General features: G+C 67.2%; 25 protein-coding genes. 10 read left to right on the top strand and 15 right to left on the bottom strand.

Annotated features, from left to right (window positions below; genetic code table 11):
- Nucleotides 1–249: 249 nt before the first annotated feature.
- Complete coding sequence (rpoN, locus tag BW949_RS08880) at nt 250–1,632, top strand: RNA polymerase factor sigma-54 (RefSeq protein WP_076365240.1); 1,383 nt, start codon at nt 250–252, stop codon at nt 1,630–1,632.
- A 156-nt stretch (nt 1,633–1,788) separates the two neighbouring features.
- Here rpoN and BW949_RS08875 read toward each other — a convergent pair whose 3' ends face one another.
- A complete protein-coding gene (locus BW949_RS08875; protein ID WP_076365238.1) occupies nt 1,789–2,394 on the bottom strand; it encodes a 50S ribosomal protein L25/general stress protein Ctc in 606 nt (201 codons plus the stop codon).
- Nucleotides 2,395–2,556: 162 nt separating this feature from the next.
- Entirely contained in the window at nt 2,557–3,720 is a 1,164-nt protein-coding gene (locus BW949_RS08870; RefSeq protein ID WP_076365236.1) for an alpha-hydroxy acid oxidase, read from the bottom strand.
- 199 nt (nt 3,721–3,919) lie between these two features.
- On the opposite strand from BW949_RS08870, the gene fabG reads away from it, so the two are divergent.
- Both fabG and BW949_RS08860 read left to right on the top strand, forming a co-directional pair.
- Entirely contained in the window at nt 3,920–4,657 is a 738-nt protein-coding gene (fabG, locus tag BW949_RS08865; RefSeq protein ID WP_076365234.1) for a 3-oxoacyl-ACP reductase FabG, read from the top strand.
- A gap of 238 nt (nt 4,658–4,895) precedes the next feature.
- The gene (locus tag BW949_RS08860; protein WP_076365232.1) at nt 4,896–5,129 is read left to right on the top strand and encodes an acyl carrier protein; all 234 of its coding nucleotides are present in this window, start codon (nt 4,896–4,898) and stop codon (nt 5,127–5,129) included.
- A gap of 191 nt (nt 5,130–5,320) precedes the next feature.
- Here BW949_RS08860 and BW949_RS08855 read toward each other — a convergent pair whose 3' ends face one another.
- The 8 genes from BW949_RS08855 to BW949_RS08825 all read right to left on the bottom strand — a co-directional run bounded on the left by BW949_RS08855 (nt 5,321) and on the right by BW949_RS08825 (nt 14,223).
- Nucleotides 5,321–5,563 (bottom strand): FmdB family zinc ribbon protein, encoded by a 243-nt coding sequence (locus BW949_RS08855; RefSeq protein ID WP_076365230.1) that lies wholly within the window; start codon nt 5,561–5,563, stop codon nt 5,321–5,323.
- 295 nt (nt 5,564–5,858) lie between these two features.
- Nucleotides 5,859–7,496 carry an MORN repeat-containing protein gene (locus tag BW949_RS08850; protein WP_083947677.1) on the bottom strand — a complete coding sequence of 546 codons (1,638 nt, stop codon included), beginning with the start codon at nt 7,494–7,496 and terminating at the stop codon, nt 5,859–5,861.
- A 204-nt stretch (nt 7,497–7,700) separates the two neighbouring features.
- On the bottom strand, nt 7,701–8,696 hold the full coding sequence (dusA, locus tag BW949_RS08845; RefSeq protein ID WP_268875846.1) for a tRNA dihydrouridine(20/20a) synthase DusA: 996 nt from the start codon (nt 8,694–8,696) through the stop codon (nt 7,701–7,703).
- Between the two features lie 171 nt (nt 8,697–8,867).
- Nucleotides 8,868–9,200, bottom strand: coding sequence for a hypothetical protein (locus BW949_RS16785; RefSeq protein WP_143524431.1), 333 nt, complete (start codon nt 9,198–9,200; stop codon nt 8,868–8,870).
- A gap of 36 nt (nt 9,201–9,236) precedes the next feature.
- Nucleotides 9,237–10,358, bottom strand: a complete 1,122-nt coding sequence (locus tag BW949_RS16780; protein ID WP_143524430.1) for a hypothetical protein — start codon at nt 10,356–10,358, stop codon at nt 9,237–9,239.
- 164 nt (nt 10,359–10,522) lie between these two features.
- The gene (locus tag BW949_RS08835; protein WP_076365223.1) at nt 10,523–12,232 is read right to left on the bottom strand and encodes an ABC transporter permease; all 1,710 of its coding nucleotides are present in this window, start codon (nt 12,230–12,232) and stop codon (nt 10,523–10,525) included.
- On the bottom strand, nt 12,232–13,161 hold the full coding sequence (locus tag BW949_RS08830; protein WP_076365221.1) for an extracellular solute-binding protein: 930 nt from the start codon (nt 13,159–13,161) through the stop codon (nt 12,232–12,234). The genes BW949_RS08835 and BW949_RS08830 overlap by 1 nt, the downstream gene beginning before the upstream one ends.
- Before the next feature lie 42 nt (nt 13,162–13,203).
- A complete protein-coding gene (locus BW949_RS08825) occupies nt 13,204–14,223 on the bottom strand; it encodes an ABC transporter ATP-binding protein (RefSeq protein ID WP_235816253.1) in 1,020 nt (339 codons plus the stop codon).
- A 248-nt stretch (nt 14,224–14,471) separates the two neighbouring features.
- Between BW949_RS08825 and BW949_RS08820 the strand changes: the two genes are divergently transcribed.
- The 5 genes from BW949_RS08820 to BW949_RS08800 all read left to right on the top strand — a co-directional run bounded on the left by BW949_RS08820 (nt 14,472) and on the right by BW949_RS08800 (nt 19,387).
- Nucleotides 14,472–15,230 (top strand): DeoR/GlpR family DNA-binding transcription regulator, encoded by a 759-nt coding sequence (locus BW949_RS08820; RefSeq protein ID WP_159440057.1) that lies wholly within the window; start codon nt 14,472–14,474, stop codon nt 15,228–15,230.
- The gene (locus tag BW949_RS08815) at nt 15,227–16,294 is read left to right on the top strand and encodes an ABC transporter ATP-binding protein (protein ID WP_076365215.1); all 1,068 of its coding nucleotides are present in this window, start codon (nt 15,227–15,229) and stop codon (nt 16,292–16,294) included. The genes BW949_RS08820 and BW949_RS08815 overlap by 4 nt, the downstream gene beginning before the upstream one ends.
- 60 nt (nt 16,295–16,354) lie before the next feature.
- The gene (locus BW949_RS08810; RefSeq protein WP_076365213.1) at nt 16,355–17,614 is read left to right on the top strand and encodes an ABC transporter substrate-binding protein; all 1,260 of its coding nucleotides are present in this window, start codon (nt 16,355–16,357) and stop codon (nt 17,612–17,614) included.
- A gap of 76 nt (nt 17,615–17,690) precedes the next feature.
- Nucleotides 17,691–18,584, top strand: coding sequence for a carbohydrate ABC transporter permease (locus BW949_RS08805; RefSeq protein ID WP_076365211.1), 894 nt, complete (start codon nt 17,691–17,693; stop codon nt 18,582–18,584).
- On the top strand, nt 18,581–19,387 hold the full coding sequence (locus tag BW949_RS08800) for a carbohydrate ABC transporter permease (RefSeq protein WP_076365209.1): 807 nt from the start codon (nt 18,581–18,583) through the stop codon (nt 19,385–19,387). Before BW949_RS08805 ends, BW949_RS08800 begins: the two co-directional genes overlap by 4 nt.
- A gap of 58 nt (nt 19,388–19,445) precedes the next feature.
- On the opposite strand, the gene BW949_RS08795 is transcribed toward BW949_RS08800, so the two are convergent.
- Nucleotides 19,446–20,390 carry a PHP domain-containing protein gene (locus BW949_RS08795; protein WP_076365207.1) on the bottom strand — a complete coding sequence of 315 codons (945 nt, stop codon included), beginning with the start codon at nt 20,388–20,390 and terminating at the stop codon, nt 19,446–19,448.
- Between the two features lie 182 nt (nt 20,391–20,572).
- Nucleotides 20,573–22,021 carry a tryptophanase gene (locus BW949_RS08790; protein ID WP_076365205.1) on the bottom strand — a complete coding sequence of 483 codons (1,449 nt, stop codon included), beginning with the start codon at nt 22,019–22,021 and terminating at the stop codon, nt 20,573–20,575.
- Nucleotides 22,022–22,240: 219 nt separating this feature from the next.
- On the opposite strand from BW949_RS08790, the gene BW949_RS08785 reads away from it, so the two are divergent.
- A complete protein-coding gene (locus tag BW949_RS08785; RefSeq protein ID WP_083947676.1) occupies nt 22,241–23,140 on the top strand; it encodes an AEC family transporter in 900 nt (299 codons plus the stop codon).
- Nucleotides 23,141–23,674: 534 nt separating this feature from the next.
- A complete protein-coding gene (locus BW949_RS17165) occupies nt 23,675–23,956 on the top strand; it encodes a hypothetical protein (protein ID WP_179747539.1) in 282 nt (93 codons plus the stop codon).
- Between the two features lie 458 nt (nt 23,957–24,414).
- On the opposite strand, the gene BW949_RS08775 is transcribed toward BW949_RS17165, so the two are convergent.
- The 3 genes from BW949_RS08775 to BW949_RS08765 are packed head-to-tail and all read right to left on the bottom strand — an operon-like array spanning nt 24,415 to nt 26,056.
- Nucleotides 24,415–24,804 carry a hypothetical protein gene (locus tag BW949_RS08775; protein WP_076365201.1) on the bottom strand — a complete coding sequence of 130 codons (390 nt, stop codon included), beginning with the start codon at nt 24,802–24,804 and terminating at the stop codon, nt 24,415–24,417.
- Nucleotides 24,801–25,187, bottom strand: coding sequence for a response regulator (locus BW949_RS08770; protein WP_076365199.1), 387 nt, complete (start codon nt 25,185–25,187; stop codon nt 24,801–24,803). Before BW949_RS08770 ends, BW949_RS08775 begins: the two co-directional genes overlap by 4 nt.
- Nucleotides 25,178–26,056, bottom strand: a complete 879-nt coding sequence (locus BW949_RS08765; RefSeq protein WP_076365197.1) for a CheR family methyltransferase — start codon at nt 26,054–26,056, stop codon at nt 25,178–25,180. Before BW949_RS08765 ends, BW949_RS08770 begins: the two co-directional genes overlap by 10 nt.
- Nucleotides 26,057–26,064: the final 8 nt, after the last annotated feature.

Raw genomic sequence — 26,064 nt, 5'->3', positions numbered from 1 at the left:
AAGCAGGGTCTTGAGAGGGGCGCCATCCTTTGGGGCGCCTTTTTTCACGCCCGCCGTCGCCCCCATCGCCGCCTCTGCCGCGATTCCCGGACGCGCCGCCGGATCTCTTTTTCAAAAGCTGAGGATTTGGGCGATCGACGCCAGCGCATGGGCAGGGGGCAGGGGCAGGGGCATCACAAGCACGTCACTTTCCCCTCTGGCCTCCGTGTCGCAGCCCGCATGCGCGCGTCGGGGCGGTAAGATGGGCACATGGATATGATCCACGCCCAGAGACAGGTCACGCAGCTTGCGATGACCGCCGATATGCAGACCGCGCTGAAGGTTCTGCAAATGACCAACGCCGATCTTTCGGCCTTTCTGGTCGAGGAGGCGCAGACCAACCCCTGCCTTGAGGTCGCGCCGCCCGCGCCGGCCGCGGCGGGCCGGGCTGCCCCTGCACCGGCGGCACGCCGGGCCGAGCTGGAGCGCGGCGCCGCGCGCGCGCCCTCCGATTTCGATCCGGTCGCGGTGCTGCCCGAGGGCAAGCCGTCGCTGCATGATCATCTGTCGCGGCAGATCCTGCTGGAATTCGATCCCGGCCCCGAACGCGAACTGGCGCTGGCACTTGCCGGCGCGCTCGAACCCTCGGGCTGGCTTCTGACCGACCCCGAGATCGTCGCGCTGGGGGTCGACCTGCCGCCCGAGATGGCGCCAGAGGTGCTGCGCCGCTGTCAGGGGCTGGAGCCGACGGGGGTATTCGCACGTAATCTTTCGGAATGCCTGAAATTACAGGCGGAAGAGAAGGGGATACTCGACTGGGGGTTCGGCGTCATTCTCGACAATCTGGATCTTCTGGCGGAAGGGCGGCTTGAGGCGCTGGCCCGCCTTTCGGATGGCACGGTCGCGGATGTGCGCGCCGCCCTGGCCCAGATCCGGCGGCTGAACCCCAAGCCCGGCGCTGCCTTCCAGCATGACCCCGCGCCGATCCTGCCGCCCGACCTCAAGATCCGGCGCGAGGGCGGCGAATGGGTGGTCGAGATGAACCGCGCCAGCCTGCCGGCGCTGCGCATCGACGCCCCGCCCGTGGCCGCCGGGGCGGCCGGGCGCTCCGAGGCGCGGGCCTATCTGCGCAAGGCGCTGTCGCGGGCGCGCTGGCTGGAACAGACCATCGCCCGGCGCGAGGCCACCCTTTTACGCACCGCGGCCTGTCTGATCGCGCATCAGGGGGCGTTTCTGGAACAGGGCGCGCGCGCGATCCGGCCGCTGGGGATGGAGGAGGTGGCCCAGGAGCTGGAGCTGCATCCCTCGACCATCAGCCGCGCCACCGCCGACCGTCTGATCGAGACGCCGCGGGGCACGCTGCCGCTGCGGGCGTTCTTCTCGCGCGCGGTGACGCCGCAGGTGATGCCGGGCGTGGCCGTGCCGGTGGATGAGGCCGTCGAGACCCAGGCGCAGGATGCGCTGATGGCGCTGGTGGCCGAGATCGTGGCCAAGGAAGACCCCGCGCGTCCCTTGTCGGACGCCGCCATCGTCGAGCGCGCCAAGGCCGCCGGGGCACGTCTGGCGCGCCGCACGGTCACCAAATACCGCGAGGCACTGAACATCCCGTCGTCCTATGACCGCAAGCGCCAGGCCTTGTTGCGCACGGCCTGAGCGGGCGTCAGACTTCCATCATTCCTGAATTTCCGTGCATTCCGGGAGGTTTCGGCATCTGATGCCGGTGGTCTAGCCCCCCGAACGGAAAACGCCCCCGACCGCGGGGCCGGGGGCGTTTCCAGTCAGGTTCCGCAAGGCGCGGGCGCCGGGGGATTATTCCTCGGCGGCTTCGGCTTCCGCCGAGGCCAGGCCCTTCGGCGCCGCCAGGTTGGCGATGACGAAGTTGCGGTCGATGGTCGGTTTCGCGCCTTCGGGCAGCGCGATGTCGTTGATGTGGATCACATCGCCGATCTGACGACCTTCCAGGTCCACGGTGAGGTGGTCCGGAATGTCACCCGCCAGCACTTCCAGTTCGACTTCGGGGCGCACCACGGTGAGCGTGCCGCCGCGCTTGAGGCCCGGCGATTTCTCGTGGTTGATGAAGTCCACGTGGATGAACAGGTTGATGCGCGAGGCGCGGTGCAGACGCATCAGGTCGACGTGCGTCGGCAGGTCTTTCACAACGTCGCGCTGAACGCCGCGGCAGATGACGCGGACGTCTTCCTGGCCCTCGACCTTGAGGTTGAAGAGCGTGGACATGAAGCGCCCCGCCTTCAGCATTTTCAGCAGCTTGTTGTAGTTGATCTTGATGGCGAGCGGCTCCTTGCCGTCGCCATAGACGATGCCGGGTACGTAGCCCTCACGACGAGCTTGACGAGCGGCCCCCTTGCCTGTCCCCGTCCGCACCTCGGCCACAAGATCCGGAATCTCTTTGGCCATTGGTCTTCTCCGATAGAGTATGGGAGCGGACATCCTCCAAGGGTGCATGCCCGCGAGCCGCCCGCATAGAGGGGAAAGGCCGTGATTGCAAGGTCAAATGACCCGTGCGCGGCGCTTTTGCAGCGGCGCGGGGGCAGGCGGCCCCCACGCCCTGTGCGGGGCTCATGCGTAGCGGTCGAAGAAGCCCTTGGGCACCAGCAGGTTCTCGCGCGTCATGTCGGACACGTTCTTTTCGCCGCACAGCGCCATGGTGATATCCATTTCCTTGGCGATGATCTCGAGCGCCTTCATCACGCCCTTCTCGCCCATCGCGCCCAGCCCGTTGATGTAGGGCCGGCCGATCCAGGTGCCCTTGGCCCCCAGCGCCAGCGCCTTGAGCACGTCCTGACCCGAGCGGATGCCGCCGTCGATATGAACCTCGGTCTTGCCGCCGACGGCGCGGACGATCTCGGGCAGCATGCGGATCGAGGACAGCGCCCCGTCAAGCTGCCGGCCGCCGTGGTTCGACACGATGATCGCATCGGCCCCGAAATCGGCGGCGCGGCGGGCGTCCTCGGCGTCCAGGATCCCCTTCAGGATCAGCTTGCCGCCCCATTTGTCGCGGATGCGCGCGATCTTGTCCCAGTCCAGGCAGGGGTCGAATTGCTCGGCCGTCCAGGAAAACAGCGACGAGGCATCGGTGACGCCCTTGGCGTGGCCGACGATATTGCCGAAGCTGCGCCGCTTCGTTCCCAGCATGCCGACGGCCCATTCCCATTTCAGCGCCATGTCCATCAGCACCGGCAGCGTCAGCTTGGGCGGCGCCGAGAGCCCGTTCTTGAGATCCTTGTGCCGCTGGCCCAGGATTTGCAGGTCAAGCGTCAGCACCAGCGCCGAACAGCCCGCCTTGCGCGCGCGCTCGAGGATGGCATCCACGAAGTCCTCGTCGCGCATGACGTAAAGCTGGAACCAGAAGGGTTTCGAGGTATGCGCGGCCACGTCCTCGATCGAGCAGATCGACATGGTCGACAGCGCGAAGGGCACGCCAAAGCGTTCGGCGGCGCGCGCGGCCTTGATCTCGCCGTCGGCGCATTGCATTCCCGTCAGCCCCACCGGCGCCAGCGCCACCGGCATGGCGACGGTCTCGCCCACCATCTCGCCCGCGATCGACCGGCCCGACATGTCCACCGCCACCTTCTGGCGCAGGCGGATTTCCGCGAAATCCGAGATGTTGTCGCGGAAGGTCTGTTCGGTGTAGCTGCCGCTTTCGGCGTAATCGTAGAACATCTTCGGCGTGCGCTTGCGGTGCAGTTGGCGCAGGTCGTCGATGGTGGTGATGACGGGCATGGGTGGGGCCTCCGCAGTCGTGATGCCCTTCCTTTAGCGGGGGGCGGCGGCGCTTGTCCACGCCCGCAGCGAGCCCGCGGGTGCGGCGCATGCGGCCGCCCCGGGGCTTCGCGGCCATTCCACGCAAGCGCCGCAAGGATATGGAAACCCCGCGGATCGGCTGCTAAGGGAGCCCGGAGCCGGAATGTAGGAGGCATGAATGTTCGATCTGACGGGGAAGACGGCGCTGGTGACCGGCGCTTCGGGCGGGATTGGCGGCGCGATCGCCGAGGCGCTGCATGCGGCCGGGGCGACGGTGGCGCTGTCGGGCACGCGCGCGGCGCCGCTTCAGGAACTGGCCGAGAAGCTGGGCGACCGCGCACATGTGCTGACCGCCAACCTGGGCGAGGCGGCCTCGGTCGAGGAACTGCCCAAACGCGCGGTCGAGGCGATGGGCGGGCTCGACATCCTGGTCAACAACGCCGGCATCACCCGCGACCAGCTGTTCATGCGCATGTCCGATGACGATTGGGCGCAGGTGCTCGAGGTCAACCTGACCTCGGCTTTCCGGCTGTGCCGCGGGGTCATGCGCCCGATGATGAAGGCGCGCTGGGGCCGGATCGTCAACATCACCTCGATCGTGGGCACGACCGGCAATCCCGGCCAGGGCAATTACTGCGCCGCCAAGGCCGGGCTGACCGGCATGTCCAAGGCGCTGGCCCAGGAAGTGGCGGGCCGCGGCATCACCGTCAATTGCGTGGCGCCGGGCTTCATCGCCACGCCGATGACCGACAAGCTCAACGACGACCAGAAGGGGCGCATCCTGGGCGCCATCCCCGCGGGCCGCATGGGCACCCCCGAGGAGATCGCCGCGGCGGTGCTCTATCTGGCCAGCCCCGAGGCGGGCTATGTCACCGGCACCACGCTGCACGTCAACGGCGGCATGGACATGGTGTAAGCCCTCCCGGTCGCCGGGGCACGTTCGGGCCGCGACAGGTCGCCCGCCGACCCCTTCCGGGGTGCGAAACGGGTTGCCTTCGATCTCGAACATGCTATAGGCGGCAGGGACCGGCCGGGGGGCTCCGTGCCTGTCGGTGGCTTCGCAGGATGCCGACGCAGCCTGCCGGGCAACGAGCCGCTCGGAACGAGCAGGGACATTAGCGATCGGGCGCAAGCCCTGAAATTGAGGACTGGACATGAGCGACATCGCTGAGCGCGTGAAGAAGATTGTCGTCGAACATCTTGGCGTCGAGGAAGACAAGGTGACCGAGGCTGCCTCGTTCATCGACGATCTGGGCGCCGACAGCCTTGACACCGTGGAACTGGTGATGGCTTTCGAGGAAGAGTTCGGCATCGAGATCCCGGACGACGCGGCCGAGACCATCCAGACCTTCGGCGACGCGGTGAAATTCATCACCGAAGCCGCCTGATCCCTTTGGCGTTCTGCCGGGGTCTTCCCGGCGGCACGCATGGATCGACGAATCGAACGGCGCCCTCCTTTGGGGGCGCCGTTTGCATTTTGGCCTGCCGTGAATGGGGGCGAATGCGTTCCAGATGATCGTCCCGCGCGCGCCACCGTCCGGTGCGCGCGCGCGCCGCCCGGTGCGGCGATCTTGTGCGATCAGATCTTGGCATCCTTGCGTTCGGCGCGGGAATAGTTCGAGAAATGCCCCTCGGCCTTGGCCAGCTTGCGCGCCCCGGAAATGATCTTGTCGGTCTGGCCGGGCCGCGCCACCCGCGACAGAAGCCGGCTCAGGCGCGTGCTGCCGCATTCTGGGCAGGCGGGCGGTTCCTCGGCGCCCAGCGATACCAGCTTCTCGAATTCGGCGGTGCAATCTTCGCAGCGATAGGCATAGAGCGGCATTTCAATCCTCTGCGCTGAGGGGCCATGCGGTCGGGCCCGGACAAGAAGGGCCGGCGCAAAGTTGCGGCCGGGGTTCCCCGCGACAGAGCGGCACGCGCTGGCGCCCCGTCAATGGCGCGGGGCGGACGTGCGGCCCGCGCGCGGGGCCGCGGGCGGGCTCTGCCGATGCGCAGGGCAATTCGCCAAAGAGAAAGGCAGCGCGGGAACGGCGCGAGCGCGGGAGCGGCGCGAGCGCGGGAGCGGCGCGAGCGCGGGAGCGGTGGTCCATCATTCTCCGCCCGTCACGTCCCGCCCGTCATTCCCCGCCCGGCGCCAGCGTCGCGGGTGAGGGGGTCTCGTCCGGGCTGGCCGGGGTGGTGCTGGTCGCGCCCGCCGCGGGGGCGGCGGCGGCGGGGTCTGCGGCGGCAGGGTTTGCCGTGGTGGGGCTTGCGGCCGCGGGATCGCTTTGCGGCCCCTGCGCGGGCGTCTCTGCTGCGGTCTCGGCCTGCTCCGTGTCCGCGGCGCTTTCGGTCTCGGCGGGCGGGGGCGTGGTGCCCAGCCAGCGATCGGCCTGCCAATAGCCCTCCAGCCGGCCGCCGTCCTTGCGCGTCAGCACGCCCTTGCCCCAGCGCTGCCCGGCGCGAAAGCCGCCCTCGTAGACATCGCCATTGGGATATTCGGCGCGGCCCTGGCCCTCGATCTCGCCGGCGCGCCACGCGCCCTGGTAGATGAACCCGTCGGGCATCACGATGCGACCCAGGCCCTCGCGGCGGCCGCGGGCAAAGGCGCCCTCGTAGCGGGTGCCGTCGGCATAGAGCGCCGTGCCTTGCCCTTCGCGCAGCCCGTCCACCCAGTCGCCGTCATAGGAATAGCCGTCGGGATAGGTCATCACCCCGCGCCCCTGCGTGCGCCCGGCGCGGAACGCGCCGCGATAGACCAGCCCCGAGGCATAATGTGCCTCGCCCTCGCCGTCGATCTCGCCGGCGTTCCAGTTGCCTTCGTACCACGAGCCGTCGGGATAGGTGATCCGCCCCTGGCCCTGCGGCAGATCATTGGCGAACCGGCCTTCGTAGATCGTGCCGTCGGGATAGGTGACGCGGCCCTGGCCCTCGATGCGGCCGGCCTTCCATTCGCCTTCGTAGACATAGCCGTCGGTGCCGCGGAAGACGCCCTGGCCGTGGCGGCGGTCCTCGGCAAAGCCGCCCTCGTAGATATCGCCGTTGGCATAGCTCACCTTGCCCGAGCCCTGCCGCCGCCCGTCCAGCATCAGCCCTTCGTAGACATCGCCCGTGGGCTGGGTCAGCTTGCCGTGGCCCGACATCTGCCCGGCGTGGAAGCCGCCCTCGTAGATCATGCCGTCGGGCAGGGTCAGCCGGCCCTGGCCCTCGGGCTGGTCGGCCTTCATCGGGCCTTCGTAGATGGCGCCGTCGGGGAAGGTGATGCGGCCCTGGCCTTCCTTGCGGCCGGCGACCCAGTCGCCTTCGTAGACATAGCCCGAGGGGTTCGACAGCCGCCCTTTGCCGTGGTGCAGCGCGCGGCGAAAGCCGCCCTCGTAGAGCGCGCCATTGGCATAGCTGGCGCGGCCCTGGCCGGTGATCTCGCCGGCTTGCCAGTCGCCGTCATAGGTCGAGCCGTCGGGATAGGCGATGCGGCCCTGGCCGTCGGGCTTGCCGTCGGTGAAATGGCCCTCGTAGACGGACCCGTCGGGATAGCGCACGCGGCCCTGGCCCTCGATCCGGCCCTCGACCCAGTCGCCTTCGTAATCATAGCCCGAGGGCAGGCGGTAGCGGCCGTGCCCGTGCTGGACGCCGTTGCGGAATTCGCCCTCGTAGATGCCGCCGTTGTCGTATTGCTTGAGCAGCACCTCGGCCGCGGCGGGCAGCGTCCCCTGCGCAAGGCCCAGCGCCAGCCCCAGCGCAGCGCCGATCACACGTCCCCGATGGCGGTCCTGCATGCAAAGTCTCCCGGAAGGTCTGCCCGCGCGGCTTGGGCCGCTTGTGGCCCCGGAACGGGGCGCGACAAACCTATGCGCCGGCGGGGCGCGTGACAAGCGTCGCGCGGGGTCAGGCAGGTGCGGGGTCAGGCGGGTGCGGGGCCGGCGGGTGCGGGGGTCAGCCGGGGGCAGGGCCCGGCGGGGGGCCGGCTGGGCAGACGCGCGTCAGCCGGGGCGCACGGCGGCCAGCGCGGCGCGATAGACCTCAAGGCCCGCACCGTCGCCCGTGGCGCGTTCGGACAGGATGCGCCGCCAGCCGCGCGCGCCGGGGCGGCCATGAAACAGCCCCAGCATGTGGCGCGTGACCTGATGCAGCCGCCCGCCCCGCGCCAGATGCGCCTCGATCCAGGGTTCCATCGCACGGGCCACGGCAAAGGGATCGGCCGTCCTGGCATGCCCCCACAGCCGGGCATCGGCCGCGCCCAGGATGTTGAAGGGCTCGGCATAGGCGGCGCGGCCCACCATCACCCCGTCCAGCCCCTGCGCCAGCAGCGCCTCGGCCTCGGCCAGGCTGCCCACGCCGCCGTTGAGCGAGATGTGAAGATCGGGAAAGGCGCGCTTCATCTCCAGCACCAGCGGATAATCCAGCGGCGGGATTTCGCGGTTGTCCTTGGGGCTGAGCCCCTGAAGCCAGGCCTTGCGGGCATGGATCGTCAGCCGGCGCAGGCCGATGCCGCGTAGCCGCTCGATCAGGGCGGGCAGGATCTCGCGCGGTTCCTGGTCGTCGACGCCGATGCGGCATTTGAGCGTGACCGGAACCGGGCTTTCGGCCATCATCGCGGCCAGACACTCGGCCACCAGCTCGGGCGTCTTCATCAGCACCGCCCCGAAGGCGCCCGATTGCACCCGGTCCGAGGGGCAGCCGCAATTGAGGTTGATCTCGTCATAGCCCCAGTCGGCGGCGATGCGGGTCGCCTGGCCCAGCTCGGCGGGGTCCGAGCCCCCCAGCTGCAACGCCACCGGCCCGTCGCCGTCGTGGCCCAGCAGGCGTTCGCGGTCGCCGTGGATGACCGCCGGGGCGGTCACCATTTCCGAATAGAGCAGCGCCTCGGAGCTGATGGCGCGGTGAAAGCGCCGGCAGTGGCGGTCGGTCCAGTCCATCATCGGGGCCACCGACAGGCGTGCGCCTCGCTCGGATTTTTGTTTAATTTTTACAGTCACTTGTCAGACCATGGGTTTCGATGCCGTGCGTTCTAGCATACACAACGAGCGGAAATGAGCCACAATATGCAGTCGGAGCAACAAAAGTTGTTCCAAAATGTTGTTTGTTGTTCCGCTTTGTCGCTCCCGTCCGAGATGGGGCGGACAATAGCGTTCCAGATGCAGCACTCCTTAATCGTCGCTTCTAGCCCGCACTTGCGCAGAAATAATGCGCTCCACCCACTCATCATCCTCCCCGAGGGTTTCGACTAATCGCTCTCTGAATTCCGCTGCTTCAATCCCGCTCCTTGCATGCTCAGCTATGTCCTGAAGATGGTTCGGCATCACGTTTTGGGTGGAGACAATGCTGTCGAACGACAACATTTCAAATGCGGCGCGAGCAATGAATTGCGAGGATACTCCATAATAGGCGCCTGTTTCGCTGTGCAGGCATTGAATCGAGTACTGCTCGTTTGGTCTGTATCGCACTTCCCAACCATCTTGCTCGAAACGCCTCGCCAGCAATTTTCCCTCTATGAAGACAAGGATGTAAATTCTGCCTTACAGAAATTCTAATATATGTTCTGAATTTCGAATGGTTAGCAAGAAGGGTAAGTAGAAAGCCCACCCATGGCCATTCTTAAAGTGATTTAGGTCGAATATCTCGGGCGCATCCAAGTCCAGAGATTCAAAAAGCTGATCAAGTTCAAACTTTTCGGACAGTTCACCCGTTTTGATACAGGCAATACTGAAGCCGGCCTCAGGAGAGCATGTGGCAAAACCCTCTGAGTGCGCGCGCTCGATGGTAGCGTTGAGAGCGTCGTCGTAGTATTTGAGTTCGCCAGAAACAATTCTATTCGTAGACCCCCTAAAGCCACGAAAGTCGTTGGCGTTGTCATTTTCAAGAAAGCTATGCAGTTCTTCAAGCTTCGCCTTTTGCCGCTTTCCCCGCTGGTTAAGGCCGGGTGTTGTCTTTACTTCGATGGGAAAAGGGTCAGATTCTCCCAGCAGACATATGTCGCCAAACCTGAGAGTGTTTGTGAGATCGCATAATATCGCAGGCATCCCGTTATTGAGCGCATCATCGAGCACACTCATTTCTGCGATCAGCCCGCTTTTGCCTCCAAGCTGCCCGGCGCCTCGTTTCACCTCGTATTTCGTAGTATCGAAAAACATGTGCTTGATCGACAATGGATCGAGGTAAGTAAATGCTAGCGCGTCGCCAAAACACTTCCAAACGTACACTTGATCATTCTGTGCCCTGATGTATACGTCTGTAAGCTTGATTTTGCGGCGCAACAAATCAGCCTCAACTCTAGAGGGCCTGTCGTTCTTGAGTCGCCTACGCAATTCCTTCTTCTCAGCTGTATGGCGTGCGATTGCTTTTTCGCCTGCGAGCAAGAGATCGATCAACCTGCGATTCAGTTCTCTTACAGCTTCGATGTTGTCACGGTCCTCCTCTATGCTTCTTAGAAGCCCGACCAACTCTCGAAATGCGCGTTTTTTTGCGAATGTACATGGCTTCTTCTCCCAAAGCGCGCCGCAAAAACATACCAAAATTTTGAAGCTAACGCTATTGACAAGTGTAGCCGGTGTCCAATAGAGAAATTGTGGAGCAACATTCGCCGAAGCAACAGTGCAATATTCTGTTCTTATTAGAACTTTTTTACTCTTCAATTCCATCCATCATCGGGGCGACCGACAGGCGTGCGGCCGCGGCGGCCCTGTCGGATGTCTGCGCGTGGTTCATCTGTGCCCCCTCCTGGCGCGGTCGCGGTCTTGCCGCCCCGCCTAGCACAGTCGCGCGCCGGGCAAAACGGCCAGTTCGGGGGGGGAAGGGCGCGCGCTCAGGCCGGGTGCAGGCCGGGCGCACCCTGCCGCGACAGCCGGCGCAGCACCGCAATCAGCGCCAGCGGGATCAGCGTGGTGATGACGATGGCGCAGAAGGCCATGGTCATGCCCATCCCCACCGAGCCCTGATCGAACTGCCGCCAGATATAGACGGCGATGGTCTCGAAACCGATCGGCGCGACCAGCAGCGAGGCGACCAGCTCGCGCGAGGCGACGGCGAAGACCAGGATCATCGAGGTCAGGATGCTGGGCGCGATCAGCGGCAGCACGATCCGCAGGAAGGCGCGGTTCGCCCCCGCCCCCGAAACCTGCGCCGCCGCTTCCAGATTGTCGCCCAGCTGCGAGAGCGCGGCATTGGCATAGCGCACGGGCTGGGGCAGCAGGATGCAGGTATAGGCCAGCAGCAGGATCAGCGGCGTGTTATAGGGCGACAGCGGCAGCCAGGGCTGGTTCCAGGCCAGGATGATGCCGACGGCCACCACCACGCCCGGCATGGCGTTCGGGGTCAGCGACAGCCCGTCCAGAAAGCCGCGCATCCGCCCGCGGCCCTTGACCACCGCATAGGCGGTGATCGCGCCCAGAAGGCCCGCCACCACCGCCGTGCCCCCGCCCAGCGCCAGCGAATGGCCCAGCGCGGTCAGCCCCGATCCGCCGGCATCGAGAAGCGCTGCGAAATTGTCGAGCCCCATGTTGGCCGGGCGCAGCCCGCCCGAGATCGTGCGGCAGAGCGCCGAGGCCAGGATCGCCAGCACGGGGATGAGCGTCGCCAAGCTCGAGACCAGCGCAAAGAGCAGCACCACCGGCACCGTCCAGCCGCCCAAGGGGCGCTTGACGATCATCTGGGGCTTGCCGCCGATGATGCGGAAGTCGCGCCGGCTCAGCAGCCAGCGTTGCAGCACGAAGGCCGCCAGCGCCATCGTCACCAGCACCAGAGACAGCGTGGCCGCGCCGGGCAGGTCGATGGGCCATTCCGACACCCGGTTCTCGATCCCCGTCACCAGCACCTCGAAGCCGATGCGCCGGCCCAGCGCGGCGGGGGTGCCGTATTCCTCGATGGTCATGGCAAAGACCAGCAGCAGGCTGGCGGCGATGCCGGGCGTGGCCAGCGGCAGCGTGATGCGGGCAAAGGCCCGCCAGGGCCCGGCGCCGAACACCCGTCCGACATCGGAATAGCGCGCGCCCACCGTCTCGAAGGTGCGCGAGAGAATGAAATAGACCACCGGAAAGGTGTTCAGCGCCATCAGGATCATGATCCCCGGCACCGAGAACAGCAGCCAGCCCAGGTTGACCCCGGTCAGTTGTTCCATGTAGCCGCGCGGCTGCAAGGTCATGATCCAGCTCAGCGCCGCGATATAGGGCGGGATCATGAAGGGCACCAGCATCAGCACGTCCCACAAGAGCGCGCCCGGCACCCGGAACAGCGCCCGCAGCGCGGCCAGCGGCACCGCCAGAAGGGCGGCCACGCTCACCGTGCCGGCGCCCATCAGCAGCGTGTTGCCGCCCAGCCGCGCCAGATCGGGATCGGCCAGCGTGTCGATCAGATGCACGAAGGGAGCGGCCAGCGAGCCGCTCCCGATCCTGGGGAAGATCGCCACCAGGACGATGAACAGCGCGGGCAGCGCGACGACAAGCAGCAGGCCAAGCACCGAGACCCACAGGAAGGTCCGGCTGCCCTGCGAGCCGGCCGCCGCCGTGCCCGCCGCCATCAGTTGAACAGGCCCGAGAAGGTGGCCAGAACCGCCTCACGCGCGGGCGCGCCCTCGGTCGGCAGCAGCTTCAGGTCGCCGATCAGCGGGCGGTCGGCGGTGATGTCGGTGCGCGAGGGCATCAGGAACACCTTGGCGACCATGGCCTGGCCTTCCTCGGACAGCACATAATCGACAAAGGCCTTGGCGTCGTCGGCATTCTCGGTCGATTTCAGGATCATCATCGGACGCGGCGCCACGACGGTGCCCGAGGTCGGGAAGATCGCCTCGACGGTCTCGCCCTTGGCGGCGGCGCCCATGGTGATGTAGTCCACACCGGCAAAGACGGCCGCCTTGGCGCCCTGAAGCACTGGGTTCAGCGCCGCCTTGTTGGCCCCGGCGACGATGGCGCCATTGGCGGCCAGACCTTCCAGAACGTCGGTCATGCCATTGGCGACAAAGGCTTCGACCAGGGTGAAGGTGCCGCCCGAGGCCGCCGGATCGGGCAGCGTCACCAGATCCTTGTATTCGGGTTTGGCCAGATCGGCCCAATCGCTGGGCCGGGGCGTGCCCGAGGCGGGGTTCCAGGCGATGACCAGGCCCGCCACGCCCTGCGCCACGGCGCCCGGCATCTTCAGGTAATCGGGCACGGTGGCGGCATTGGGGCTGTCATAGTCGAGCAGCAGCCCTTCTTCGGCAAATTGCGTCGCCGTCCCCCACGCGGCCGAGATCACCACATCGGCAACCGGGTTGGCGGCCTCGGCCTCGAGACGGGCCATGACCTTGCCGGTGGTGGCCTGAAAGACGTTGGTCTGGATGCCGGTCTTGGCGGTGAAGCCCGCGGACAGATCCTTGATCAGCCCGCCGGGGCCGGCCGAATAGATGGTGACATCGGCCTGGGCGGCACCGGCGGCCAGGGCCAGAAGCGCGGCAAGAAATCCGGTTTTCATGATGAGAAAGCTCCCTTGGAGGTTGGACATGCGATGGCCGGTCTATCCCGCCTGGGGAAACCACCGCAGGGCGTCGGGTGAATAGGACAGGGCGAGCATCTCGCCCGGACGGGCGGGATGGGCACTGAGCAACCGCACCGGCAGGTCGGTGCCGGCAATCGTCAGGGACAGGGCAAAGCCGGTGTTGCGCACCTGCATGCTGCGCACTTCGGCGCGCAATTGCGCCGGGCCATGGGTGCCGGGCGCCAGGCTGCGTTCGGGCAGCAGAACCTGCGCCGCCGCCGCATCGGGGCCCGGCCCCAGCGCGATATCCGTGCCCTTGATCACCCATTCCCCGTCGCTGCAGCGCGCGGGCAGCAGCGTGCCCAGCCGCAGGAACTCGGCCACGGCGGCACTGGCGGGGCGGTCGATCAGCTCGGCCGGGCTGGCCAGCTGCGCGATGCCGCCGCGATGGATCACCGCGATCCGGTCGGCCAGCGCCAGCGCCTCGGCGTGGTCATGGGTGACATAGACCGCCGACAGCTCGAGATTGGCCACCAGCGCGGCCAGATCCTCGACCATGCCCTCGCGCAATTCGCGGTCCAGATTGGACAGGGGCTCGTCGAAAAGGACCAGCGGCGGCGCCCCCACGATGGCGCGCGCGATGGCCACCCGCTGCTGCTGTCCGCCCGACAATTCCGACGGGCGGCGGTCGGCCAGATCGCCCAGCCCCACCCGCGCCAGCGCCTGGGTGACGCGGGCGGCGCGCTCGGCCGCGGGCAGGCGCTGCATCTCCAGCGGGAAGGCGACATTGCGCGCCACCGAAAGATGCGGCCAGAGCGCGTAATCCTGAAACACCATGCCCAGCCCGCGCTTTTCGGGCGGCAGCACGACGCCGCGTTCGGGCGCGGCCACGGTCTGCCCGGCGATCTCGACCGTGCCGGCCGTCGGCATCAACAGCCCCGCCACCAGCCGCAGAAGCGTGGTCTTGCCCGACCCTGACGCGCCCAGAAGGGCCAGAACCTGGCCTTTCGGCAGATCAAGGTCGATCCCGTCAAGAACCACCTGGTCGCCGTAGGCCATGCGCAGGCCACGGAGGGAAAGGGCAAGGGGATGGGCAGAGATCATGACACGAAAGGATCCATTTCGGCCCGTCATAGGTGGGCCATGTAACGGATTGGCGACAGCCTGCGGGGCCGTCTGGTCGCACCTTCGCGGGGCTGCTCGGGGCTGGTTGGTGCGGGGGGGTGGCGCCCCTGCGCGCTGTCATCGGGGCGTCACGGCGCTGTGCTCACTTGAGCATGGGAGGTGCGCTTATGGACAGGCGTTCGATGATTCTTGCGGCCGCGCAGCGTCAGGGACGGGTGATGGTCGACAGCCTGGCCGCCGAGTTGGGCGTGTCGGCGCATACGATCCGGCGCGACCTGAACGCGCTGTGCGAGGACGCCAAGCTGCGCCGGCTGCATGGCGGGGCCGAATTCATCGACGGCAGCGCCAACATGCCCTATGCGGCGCGTTCGGTGCTCAACCTCGAGGCCAAGCAGGCCATCGCCCGCGCCACCGCCGCGCTGGTGCCCGATGGCGCCACCGTCTTCATCTCGATCGGCACGACGCCCGCCCTTGTCGCCCATGCGCTGGCCGACCGCGAGGGGCTGACGGTCGTGACCAACAACCTCAACGCCGCGCTGGCGCTGTCGGGGAACGGCGCGCATCGCATCATCCTGCCGGGCGGCGAATTGCGCCTGCCCGATCTCGACATCCTGGGCGCGGCCGCGCTCGAGATGTTTGCCGCCTATCGGGCTGATATCGGCATCTATGGGGTCGGCGGCATCGACAGCGACGGCAGCCTTCTCGACTTTCACGAACCCGAGGTGCGCGTGCGCGAGCAGATCCGGGCCGGCAGCCGGCGCGCGGTTCTGGTGGCCGATTGCAGCAAGTTCGGGCGCCGGGCCGCGGCGGTGGGCGGCCGGCTCGAGGCACAGGATCTGATCGTGCTGGACCGCCGCCCCGAAGGCGCTGCCGGCGCGCTTCTGGCGCCGCTGGGCGCGCGGGTGATCATCGCCAGCGAAGCGCAGGAGGCCCGGCCATGACGCAGCAGCCGCCATTCGTCACCCTCGAGGGCGTCACCCGCCAATGGGACGGGCGCGGCGGCGTGCGCGACGTGTCGCTTGCGGTGCCCGAAGGCGCCTTCGTCTCGATCCTGGGGCCGTCGGGCTGCGGCAAGTCCACGCTGCTGCGGCTGATCTCGGGGCTGGAGATGCCCGACGCCGGCCGCGTGCGGATCGGGGGGCGCGACGTGACCGGGCTGCCGCCGGCGGACCGGGGGCTGTCGATGGTGTTCCAGTCCTATGCGCTGTTTCCGCATCTGAGCGTGCGCGAGAATATCCTGTTCGGCATGCGGGTGCGCCGGGTGCCGCGGGCAACGCGCGCGCACAAGCTGGCCGAGGCGGTGGCGATGCTGGGGCTCGAGGGGCTCGAGGGGCGCAAGCCCGCCGCGCTGTCGGGCGGGCAGCGCCAGCGGGTCGCGCTGGCGCGGGCGGTGGTCTCGGGCCATCCGCTCTGCCTGATGGACGAGCCGCTGTCGAACCTGGACGCCAAGCTGCGCCATTCGGTGCGGCGCGACATCAAGGCGCTTCAGCGCCGGCTGGGGCTGACGCTGGTCTATGTCACCCATGACCAGACCGAGGCGATGTCGCTGTCGACCCATGTCGTCTTGATGCGCGATGGCCAGGTCGAGCAGATCGCCACGCCGCGCGCGCTCTATGCCGCGCCTGTCAGCACCTTCGCGGCCGAATTCATCGGCGATCCGCCCATGGCCATCGTCGAGGGCGCGGCGCTGGGCAGGCCCGGCGCGCTGGTCGGTCTGCGCCCCGAACATCTGGCGCTGGCGCCCGCAGGGGCGGCACATCTGACCGGCACCCTGCGCGAGGTCGAATACATGGGCGCCGAGACCCATCTGATCGTCGCCCATCCCGCCGGGCGCGGGCTGATCGTGTCGGTGCCGGGCCATGCCGCCTGGCAGCCGGGCCAGCAGATCGGCCTGTCGCTGCCCGAAGAACACCGGGTTCTCTTCGATGCCCAGACGGGCAGGGCACGAGAGCGACCCGCCCCCGGATCGCGGGGACATCCGGCGCCTGTCGCGCCCTCTCCGTGATCGCCGCAAGGCGCCTGCCCCCCCCTTTTCCCGCTGTCCACCAAACCGAGAGGAAGCCCCATGCTTCGCCACGCACCTGCCGCCCTGATGCTTGCCGCCGGCACCGCGCTTGCCCTGCCGGCTGCGGCCGAAACCGAACTGACCATGTATTACCCGATCTCCGTCGGCGGTCCGCTGACCCAGGTGGTCGACGCCATGGTCGCCGAATTCGAGACCGCCAACCCCGACATCAAGGTCAACGCGATCTATGCCGGCAATTATGACGACACCCGGATCAAGGCGCTGTCGGCGCTGAATTCGGGCGAGCCGGCGCAGCTGGCGGTGATGTTCTCGATCGACGCCTATGACCTGATCGAACAGGATCTGATCGTGCCCTTCGACGATGTGATCGCCGAAGAGGACAAGGGCTGGCTGGACAGCTTCTATCCGGCGCTGATGGCCAATGGCCGGATCGAGGGCAAGACCTGGGGCGTGCCGTTCCAGCGTTCGACCATCGTCGCCTATTACAACAAGGACATGTTCCGCGAAGCCGGTCTCGACCCGGAAAAGGCGCCCACCACCTGGGACGAGATGGTCGAGATGGGCAAGGCCCTGACCAATGACGACCATTACGGGCTGATGATCCCCTCGACCGGCTATCCCTACTGGATGTTCCAGGCGCTGGCGATCCAGAACGGCAAGGAGCTGATGTCGAACGACGGGCTGACCACCTATTTCGACGATCCGGCCGTGCTCGAGACGCTGGAATTCTGGAAATCGCTGTCGACCGAGCATGGCATCATGCCCGAAGGCACCGTCGAATGGGGCACGCTGCGCCAGGCCTTCCTCGAGGGCAAGACCGCGATGATGTGGCATTCGACCGGCAACCTGACCGCGGTGAAGAATAACGCCAGCTTCGATTTCGGCGTGGCGATGCTGCCCGCGCATACCCGTCTGGGCTCGCCCACCGGCGGCGGCAACTTCTACCTGTTCAAGGACGCGACCGACGCCGAGAAAGCCGCCGCGCTGAAGCTGGTGCAATTCATGACCTCGCCGGAAAAGGCGGCCGAATGGTCGATCGCCACGGGCTACATGGGGGTGTCGCCGGCCGCCTACGAGACCGACGCGCTCAAGGCCTATACCGCCGAATTCCCCCCGGCGCTGGTTGCGCGCGATCAGCTTGAACATGCGGTCGCCGAATTCTCGACCTTCGAGACCGCCCGCGTGCGCGAGGGGCTGAACAACGCCATCCAGTCGGCGCTGACCGGCACCAAGGCGCCCGCCGCGGCGCTGGCCGAGGCCCAGGCCGCCGCCGAGCGTCTGCTGGCCGCCTATCGCTGAGCGCCCGCGCGCCCCTGATCCCCAAAGACCGGCGCCGGTTATCCCCGGTGCCGGTCTTCCGCCAAGGCCGCCCCCGATGTCCGACCCCCACCGTCTTCGCCGCCGCGCTCAGGCCATCCACGGATGGCTGCTGCTGACGCCTGCGCTTGCGATGCTGACGACCTTTGCCTTCTACCCCACGGTGGCCACCTTCTGGGCCAGCCTGTTCTCGCGCGGCACAAGGCGGCGTCCCACCGAATTCGTGGGGCTCGAGAATTACCAGCGCCTGTTCGACGATCCGACCTTCTGGCTGGTGGCCAAGAACAACCTTCTTTACGCAGGCGTCACGATCCCGGTGTCGATCCTGCTGGCGCTGGCCATGGCGCTGTGGGCCAATGCCAAGATCCCCGCCCGCAGCTTCGTGCGCACCGCCTATTTCACGCCCACCGTCCTGCCGATGATCGCCGCGGCCAATCTGTGGCTGTTCTTCTATACCCCCGGCTTCGGCGTCCTCGATCAGATCGGCGCGCTGTTCGGGGCGGCTTCGGTCAATTGGCTGGGCCAGCCCGAGACCGCGCTCTGGGCGGTCTGCGTGGTGACGATCTGGAAGGAGGCGGGCTTCTTCATGATCTTCTATCTGGCCGCCTTGCAGACCATTCCGCCCGACCTGCGCGAGGCCGCCCAGATCGAGGGGGCCTCGCGGCTGGCCTATACCCGGCGGATCGTGCTGCCGCTCCTGATGCCGACGACGCTGTTCATCCTGGTCAATGCGATGATCAATTCGGTGAAGCTGATCGACCACCTGTTCATCCTGACCAAGGGCGGGCCGTCGGATGCCTCGAAGCTGATCCTCTATTACATCTGGGAAAACGCCTTTGCCTTCTTCGACGCGCCGGCCGCCGCGGCCATGACCGTGCTCATGCTGGCGGTCCTGGGGGCGCTGGCGGCCTTCCAGTTCTTCGTGATCGACCGCCGGACCCATTACCGATGACCCTTCTGCACCGTCTCGAACCGCTTCTGGCGCTGGCACTGGCCGTGCTCTGGATCTCGCCGCTGGCCTTTGCCTTCTGGGCGGCCTTCCACGCCAGCACGGATGCGGTCAATTTCAACCTCGCCGCCCCCTGGACCCTGGAGAATTTCCGCACCGCCTGGCAGGGCGCGCCCTGGCTGCGCTATTTCCTGAATTCCGTGATCCTGGTGACGACGGTCCTGATCGGGCAATTCGTGCTGACGACGCTGGCGGGATTTGCCTTCGCGCAGGTGGAATTTCGCGGCAAGGATGTCGTCTTCGTGCTGGTCCTGTTGCAGCTCTTCATCCTGCCCGAGGTGCTGATCGTCGAGAATTACAAGATCGCCACGCAGCTGGGGCTTCTCGACACGATCCTGGGGATCGGGGCGCCCTACATGGCCTCGGCCTTCGGCATCTTCCTGATGCGCCAGGCGTTCAAGTCGGTGCCGAAGGAACTGGACGAGGCCGCGCGCATCGAGGGCTGTTCGCTGATGGGGGTGCTGTGGCGGGTCTATGTCCCGGCGGCGCGGCCGACCTATCTGGCCTATGCGCTGGTCTCGGTCTCGACGCATTGGAACAATTTTCTCTGGCCGCTGGTGGTCACCAACAACGCGAGCGCCCGGCCGCTGACCGTCGGTCTGTCGATCTTCGGCGCGCCCGAGAACGGGGTGGATATCTCGGTCATCTCGGCCTCGACGATGATGGTGATCGCGCCGCTTCTGATCCTGTTCCTGGCCTTCCAGCGCCAGTTCGTGCAGGCCTTCCTGCGGGCGGGGATCAAGTAGCCTGCTCCACGCTCGGGGCGCGGGGCGCGGGGCGACCCGGCCCCGCACCCCGGCGGGATCAGCCCCGCCCTTGCGCCGCCGCCGGGTTGGGCAACGGGTTCGACCAGGCCCGGCGCCCGGCGCGGTCGATCACGGTGACCCTGAGCCAGGGGCTGTGTGCAGCCCGCGCCAGCACCAGATCGGTGCGCGTCAGCGCCTCGCCCTGCACCGCATCGGCCGCCGACCCCGCGCCTTGCACGATCACCGTGGTGACGGCCGAGCTGTCGACATGGACCGTCCCGTTCTCCAGACGCAGGTCATGCAGCGCCGGGCCCTGCGTGGCATAGAAGGCGCCGTCCTTCAGCGCCGCCAGCAGCGCCTCGGGGGTGTTCTCGAGCGCCTTGACCATGACCCAGCCGCCGAAATGGTCGGGGCCGTGGAAATGGGCGTCATCGGTGGCCACCAGCGTCAGCGCGCGCCCCTCCGACAGCAACAGGTCCAGCGTGTGGAACCCGTCCGCCCGGTCCGCGCCGGTGGCGCAGCCGTGGTTATAGACCTCGACCGCATGCGCGTCTGCAAGGCTGCGGGCATCCGCCAGCGTCAGGCCCGACCATTGCGGATGCGCGATGGCGACGAAGGCCCCGGCCGCGCGCGCCCGTGCGGCGATCTCGGGGCCGGTCTCCTGGCCCTCGACCGGCGCAAAGCCCGGCGCCCTGGCCGGGGCGAAATCCGTCGGCAGCCCCACCGCAAGGATGTGCCACAATTCGCCGTTCTCCATCGCCCCGGAATGCAGCTCGGCGCCCAGAAGCGTGGTGAAGCCGGGGCTGCGAAACGGGCGCGTGTCGGCGATGGGATAGCCGTAAGCGCCGATGAAATGATCGGTCAGCGCAATGAAATCATAGCCTTCCGCGCGGTAACGGCGACAGACCTCGGCCGGCGCAAGCGCGCCGTCGGACAGGTTCGAATGGGTGTGCAGGTTGCCCCGGAAGAAGCGGCCGGGACGGGCAAAGGCAAGGGGCTGCATCGGGCTCTCCTGAGAATTGCGCGCGCGGGGGGCACAGGGGCGGGTGTCGCGCAATTCGGTGACAGCCGTGCGACGGCCGCCGGCATGCAGAAGCCGGGGGAGGCAGATCCCGGGGGGCGCAGGACAGCAAAGGGCCCGGACCGTGGCGGCGGTCCGGGCCCCGAAACGCGCGGCGCGGCCCCTCAGAGGCTGTCGCCGAAATCGGCCTTGAACTTGGCCACCAGGCGCTCCTGCCAGTCGTTGACCGGGGCCAGCCGGCCATAGAAGAAGCGCAGGATCTCGGGCTCTTCGATGAATTTCAGCCCGCCCACGATCGCGCGGTTCTGCCAGAGCCAGTCGATCCGGTCGATGGCGTATTTCACCTGGCTCAGCGTGAACACCCGACGCGGCATGGCCAGGCGCACCAGTTCCATGTTGGCCAGCGGCTCGGTGCCGTCGGGGTTGCGCTGCTCGGACAGGGTGCCGCGTTCCATCCCGCGCACGCCCGACACCAGATAGAGCGCCGAGGCCAGCGCCCCGGCCGAATATTGCGCCTGCGGCACATGATCGAGGAAGCGCATCACGTCGATGTGGCAGCCCAGACCGCCCGCCGGCGTGATGACCGGAATGCCGCGGCGGTCCAGTTCGTTCACCATATAGGCGATGAACTGCGGACCCTGGCTGATCATGTCCTCGTCCATCGTCTCCTCGAGCCCGACGGTCAGCGCCTCGATCTCGCGCACCGACATGCCGCCATAGGTCAGGAACCCCTCATAGAGCGGGACCAGCGCGCGCATGCGGTTATACATCTCCTCGGTGCGGATGCAGATCGCGCCGCCGCGCGCACAGCCCAGCTTGCGTGCCGAGAAATAGATGATGTCGCACAGATCGGCGATCTCGCGGGTGATCTCGCGGATCGAGCGATCCTTGAGCGCGGGGTCGCGCGTCTTGAGGAAATGCAGGTTGTCGGCCATCAGGCTGGCGTCATAGACCAGCGTCAGCCCGTGCCGGTCGCAGACCGCGCGCACCGCGCGCATGTTCTCGAGCGAGACCGGCTGGCCGCCGATCAGGTTGGTGCCGGCCTCGATGCGCACGAAGGCGATCTTCTCGGGGCCGTTCTCGGCCACCAGACGTTCCAGCGCGGCCACGTCCATGTCGCCCTTGAACGGCAGATCCGAGGTCACCGCCAGGCCCGCCTCGGTGATGATCTCCTCGACCGTGCCGCCGTTGAGCACGATATGCGCCTTGGTCGTGGTGAAGTGATAGTTCATCGGCACGATCGAGCCGGGCGTCACCAGAACCTGCGACAGGATGTTCTCGCAGGCGCGGCCCTGGTGGGTGGGCAGGATGTAATGCATCCCGAACAGCTCGCGCAGCTTGCTTTCCAGCCGGGTATAGGTGGCCGAGCCGGCATAGCTGTCATCGGCCACCATCATCGCGGCCATCTGCTGGTCGCTCATCGCGTTCACGCCGCTGTCGGTCAGCATGTCCATGAACACGTCGCGGTTCTGGAGAAGGAAGGTGTTGTTGCCGGCCTCGGTGACGGCCTTCAGCCGGTCGTCGATCGGCGGCAGGTTCAGTTTCTGGACGATGCGGACCTTGTGCATTTCCAGCGGCACCATCTCGCCGCTGAAGAATTTGACGTTTGCCATTCTTTCCTCCTCCGGGGGCAAGCCGAAATAATGTTGCCCTGGGGCGAGTTTCCGGGGCGGCGGCGGGCTTGGCAATTCGCCATTGCGCCGTGCGGGTGTGCAACAAGGTCGCGGTTTGCGCTTTTCTCCGGCGCGGGGCTGGGGCAAGAGGCGGGGCAGGGATCGACCCGCAACCTGTCCCGGAGGCGCCATGACCTGTCCGTCCCGGCCGATCTGGCCATGAGCCCGGTTCTGGGCGTGCTGTTGCCCGATGCGCTGGTGATCGGGCTGGGGGTGGTGATGCGCCGTTTCGTGCCCGATGCGGGCTGGGCAGGCATCGACCGGCTGAATTTCCAGATCCTGTTTCCGGCGCTGATCTTCCAGGCAGCCGCTGCCCGGGCGCCGGGGCTGAATGATCTGGCGGTGATCGGCGGCGGGGTCTGGGCGATCATCCTGCTGGGCTTCGGGCTGGGCCTGCTGCTGCGCCCGCTGGGGCCGGCGCGGTTTCTCGATTTCGCCGGAGCCTGGCAGACGGCCTGGCGGTTCAATTCCGCAATCGGCCTCGTGGCGGTGCAGGCGCTGCCCGAAAGCGCGCGCGGGCTGATGTCGATCGCCATCGGCTTCGCGGTGCCGCTGGCCAATCTGCTGGCGGTGGGGGCGATGTCGCGCGGACAGTCGATGTCGCTTGGGGCCACGGCGCGGATGGTGGTGCTGAACCCGTTTCTGCTGGCCAGCACGCTGGGGATCGGCATGGCTACGGCGGGGCTGCATCTGCCCGACCCGCTGTCCCCGATGGTGGGGCTTCTGGCGCAGGCGGCGATCCCGATGGCGCTTCTGTCGATCGGGGCCGCGCTCGAGATCCGGGCGGTGACGCGGCTGGACCCGTTTCGGGGTGGGCTCAGCCTCATCAAGCTGGTGGTGTTGCCCGCGCTCACGCTGGGCGCGGTGCGCCTGATGGGGCTCGAGGCCGATGCCGCGGCCGTGCTGGTCGTCTTCGCCGCCCTGCCCACGGCGTCGGCGGCGCATGTGCTGGCCTCGGTCTTCGGCGCCGATCGCAGCCTCGCGGCGGGGGTGATTGCGCAATCGACCGCGCTGGGATGCGTGACCCTGCCCCTGTGGTTGATGGGGCTTCAGGGCTGAACGGCGCGTTTGGGCGGAACCTCGGGCTGTGGGTGTGGTCGTGTCGAGACGGTGGCCGCGGTTGACGGGCGCCGGGGCTGGCAGAACGTCCGGGGCGAGACCGGATATGGCGTGCCGGATCGGCTGGACCTGCGGGCGCGTCGAGACCGAACATCGCGGCCGGGTCGCGCATCGAGACAGGCGCGCGGCGACTGCCGGGCTGCTGGAGCGCTGAGACTGAAAACCGCAGCCGGATCGAAAGGGCCGCCTGGGCTACGCGGGCGTCGCGCGCATTCCGTCTGAGAAGACCATTGGGGCTTGGCGGATCATGCGGTCCTTGGGGATCGGCCGGGCGGAGCGGGTCGTTCGGCCCCAGAGGGTGGCCCGGAACGAGGGGGAGCGTTGGGGCTGACACGGCGCCTTGGTCAGCCCTTCGTGTCGGGACGTTCCCGCAAGGGCGCACGTTTCCCCCGGCGTCTTTCCCAATCTTGCGTCCTTCCACCCGTATCCTTCCGATAGTGACTATTGTTCTGCGTGATCTTCTCGTGGGAAGGATTGCTGCCACGCCGTCCGGCGATGGCGGTGGCGCGGGCATTTGGCGGTTGCGCGCCTGCGCGGCGCGGACATGCTCTTCGGCTGGTGCTGGTGCTGGTGCTGGTGCTGGTGCTGGTGCTGGTGCTGGTGCTGGTGCTGGTGCTGGTGCTGGTGCTGGTGCTGGTGCTGGTGCTGGTGCTGACGAAGGGCGTGCGATCTCGTGCGCGCGACCGGGCGAAGGCGGCTTTCGGGTTGTCCCGCGCGACGAAAACGCGCCCCATGAGCCATGCCTTCCGAAGCTGATGTGCCGAAGCGACGCCGGCACGGGCCGCGTGATGTTCGCGCCAAGGCATGGGCCGCGTTATGTCCTCGCCAGGGTGGCGGATCTTGAGCGCGCGGCGGCGCGATGGCGGGGTCCGGGACGGCTCGCGCTTTGCCAAGCGGCGAATAGATTTCCTAACCCGCGCCGTCCGAAGCTGATGTGACAACGCGCGCGCAGGCCGCGGGATGGCCTTGCCACAGGGATGCGGGATCTTGCGTGCAAGGCCTGGCGCCGACTGGGCCGCCGACTGGGGCCGTCTCACGCTCAGCCGCAGGGCGCCTGTCGCTTGCCTGTGGTGTCGCTTGCGTGTGGCGCCGGGGCCAATGCGCCGCCGACCTCGGCCCGGCAAGCTTTCATTGCGCCCGAGCTCTGCGACGGAAATGCCTGACGCGCGGTTGCGACGTTCAGGATCGCCGCGCGCCGCCAATGCGCATCGGCCTCAGAACCACTGGATCTCGCCTTCGTCCTCGTCTTCCACGGCGGCGGTGCGCTCGACGGACGGATCGAGATTATTCACCAGCTCATGCAGACGCAGACGCGACAGGATCGGCACGGCGTGAAGGTTCACGTCGCGTGGCATTTCGGTCGAGACCGCGCTCATCAGACGCCCGAGATCCTCGAGCGCCTGCGTGATGCGGTCGATCCCCTGAAGCCCGCGGATGGCCGAAGGGTCCGTGTGCTCGGAAAAGATGCACAGCGACAGCGCGCTCTGCACCTCGGCCGAGAGCGCGGCCAGCGATTCCAGCTCGTCTCCGATCCTGGCGGCGAGCGCGTCGAGTGGCAGATCGCGGCACTCGGGTGCGCGAGGCGGAGGCAGATTCTGGATCACAGCCGGCCCACCACCGCCTCGATGCACGCCTTGAGTTCCTGGGGCGTGAAGGGCTTCTTGAGGAAGTTGTTCATGCCGTTCTTCTTGCCCTCGTTGATCAGGGCGGCATCTGCGCGCCCGGTGATGAGGATGAAGCCAACGCCCTTGGTGCGCGGATTCTGCCGCAGCGCCTGAAGCAGCTGGATGCCGTTCATGCCGGGCATGTTGTAATCCGAGATCACCATGTGAACCGGGCTTTTCTCGAGCGTCGTGAGCGCGCCCGGCCCGTCGGTTGCATAGCCCACCTGGCGGATCCCCATCGCGTCGAGCGCCTGGGTGATGAGGCCGCGGCTCGTGGACATGTCGTCCACGACCATGATCCTGAGTTGATCCCTCAATGCCATGTCTGCTCTCCTTTTCGTGGGCCCGTTGGCGACAGGCGATAGGTCGTGATGCCGGACGATACGAAGGGCGAGCTGCCCTCGGTCGGGACGCGTTCGGAATGGCCGACATAGAGCCAGCCCTCGGGCTTGATGGCCTGTGCGAAACGGTCCCACAGCCGGCGTTGTGTCGGTGCGTCGAAATAGATGACGACGTTGCGGCAGAAGACGATGTCGAATTGCCCCTTCATCGGCCAGGTGCCGTGCAGGTTGAGCTGCTTGAAGCTGACCAGCCGCCGCAGACGCTCGTCGATCCGCTCGCCCTCGGGGTCGGCGGCGAAGAAGCGCCGGCGCATCTCGGTCGGCAGCGAATCGAGGATCGTCCCATCGTAGAGTCCTTCGGAGCCCTTGCGTACGACGACCGGGTCGATATCGGTTGCAAGAATGCGCACGTCGAGCCGGTCGAGATCCTGCGCCATGTCCGACAGGACCATGGCGATGGAATAGGCCTCGGCCCCGATCGAGCAGCCCGCCGACCAGATCCGCACCTTGTCGCCCTTGCGCGCCCGTTCGAGAAGCGGCGGCAGCGCAGTCGTGCGCAGGTGGTCGAAGTGATGGTTCTCGCGGAAGAAATGCGTGACGTTGGTGGTCAGCGCCGAGATCATCTCGCGCATTTCGGCCGAGCCGTCGGGCGATCGGACCAGCTTGATGTAGCTGGCGTAATCGGGCAGGCCCAGCGCCCGCAGGCGCTTGGCAAGCCGCGATTGCACCATCGAGGTCTTGCCGGGGGCGATGACGATCCCGGCGGCCTCGTGCAGGATGGACGAGATCTGCGACAGTTCGTCGGGCGTCGGCGGCGTGGCCGCGGTCACGAAGGGGTTGCGCGCGTTCATGGGGTCAG

The sequence above is a fragment of the Phaeovulum vinaykumarii genome, from assembly GCF_900156695.1.
In the GTDB taxonomy this organism is placed as follows: domain Bacteria; phylum Pseudomonadota; class Alphaproteobacteria; order Rhodobacterales; family Rhodobacteraceae; genus Bieblia_A; species Bieblia_A vinaykumarii.
This window is presented reverse-complemented; position numbering and strand designations above follow the sequence as displayed.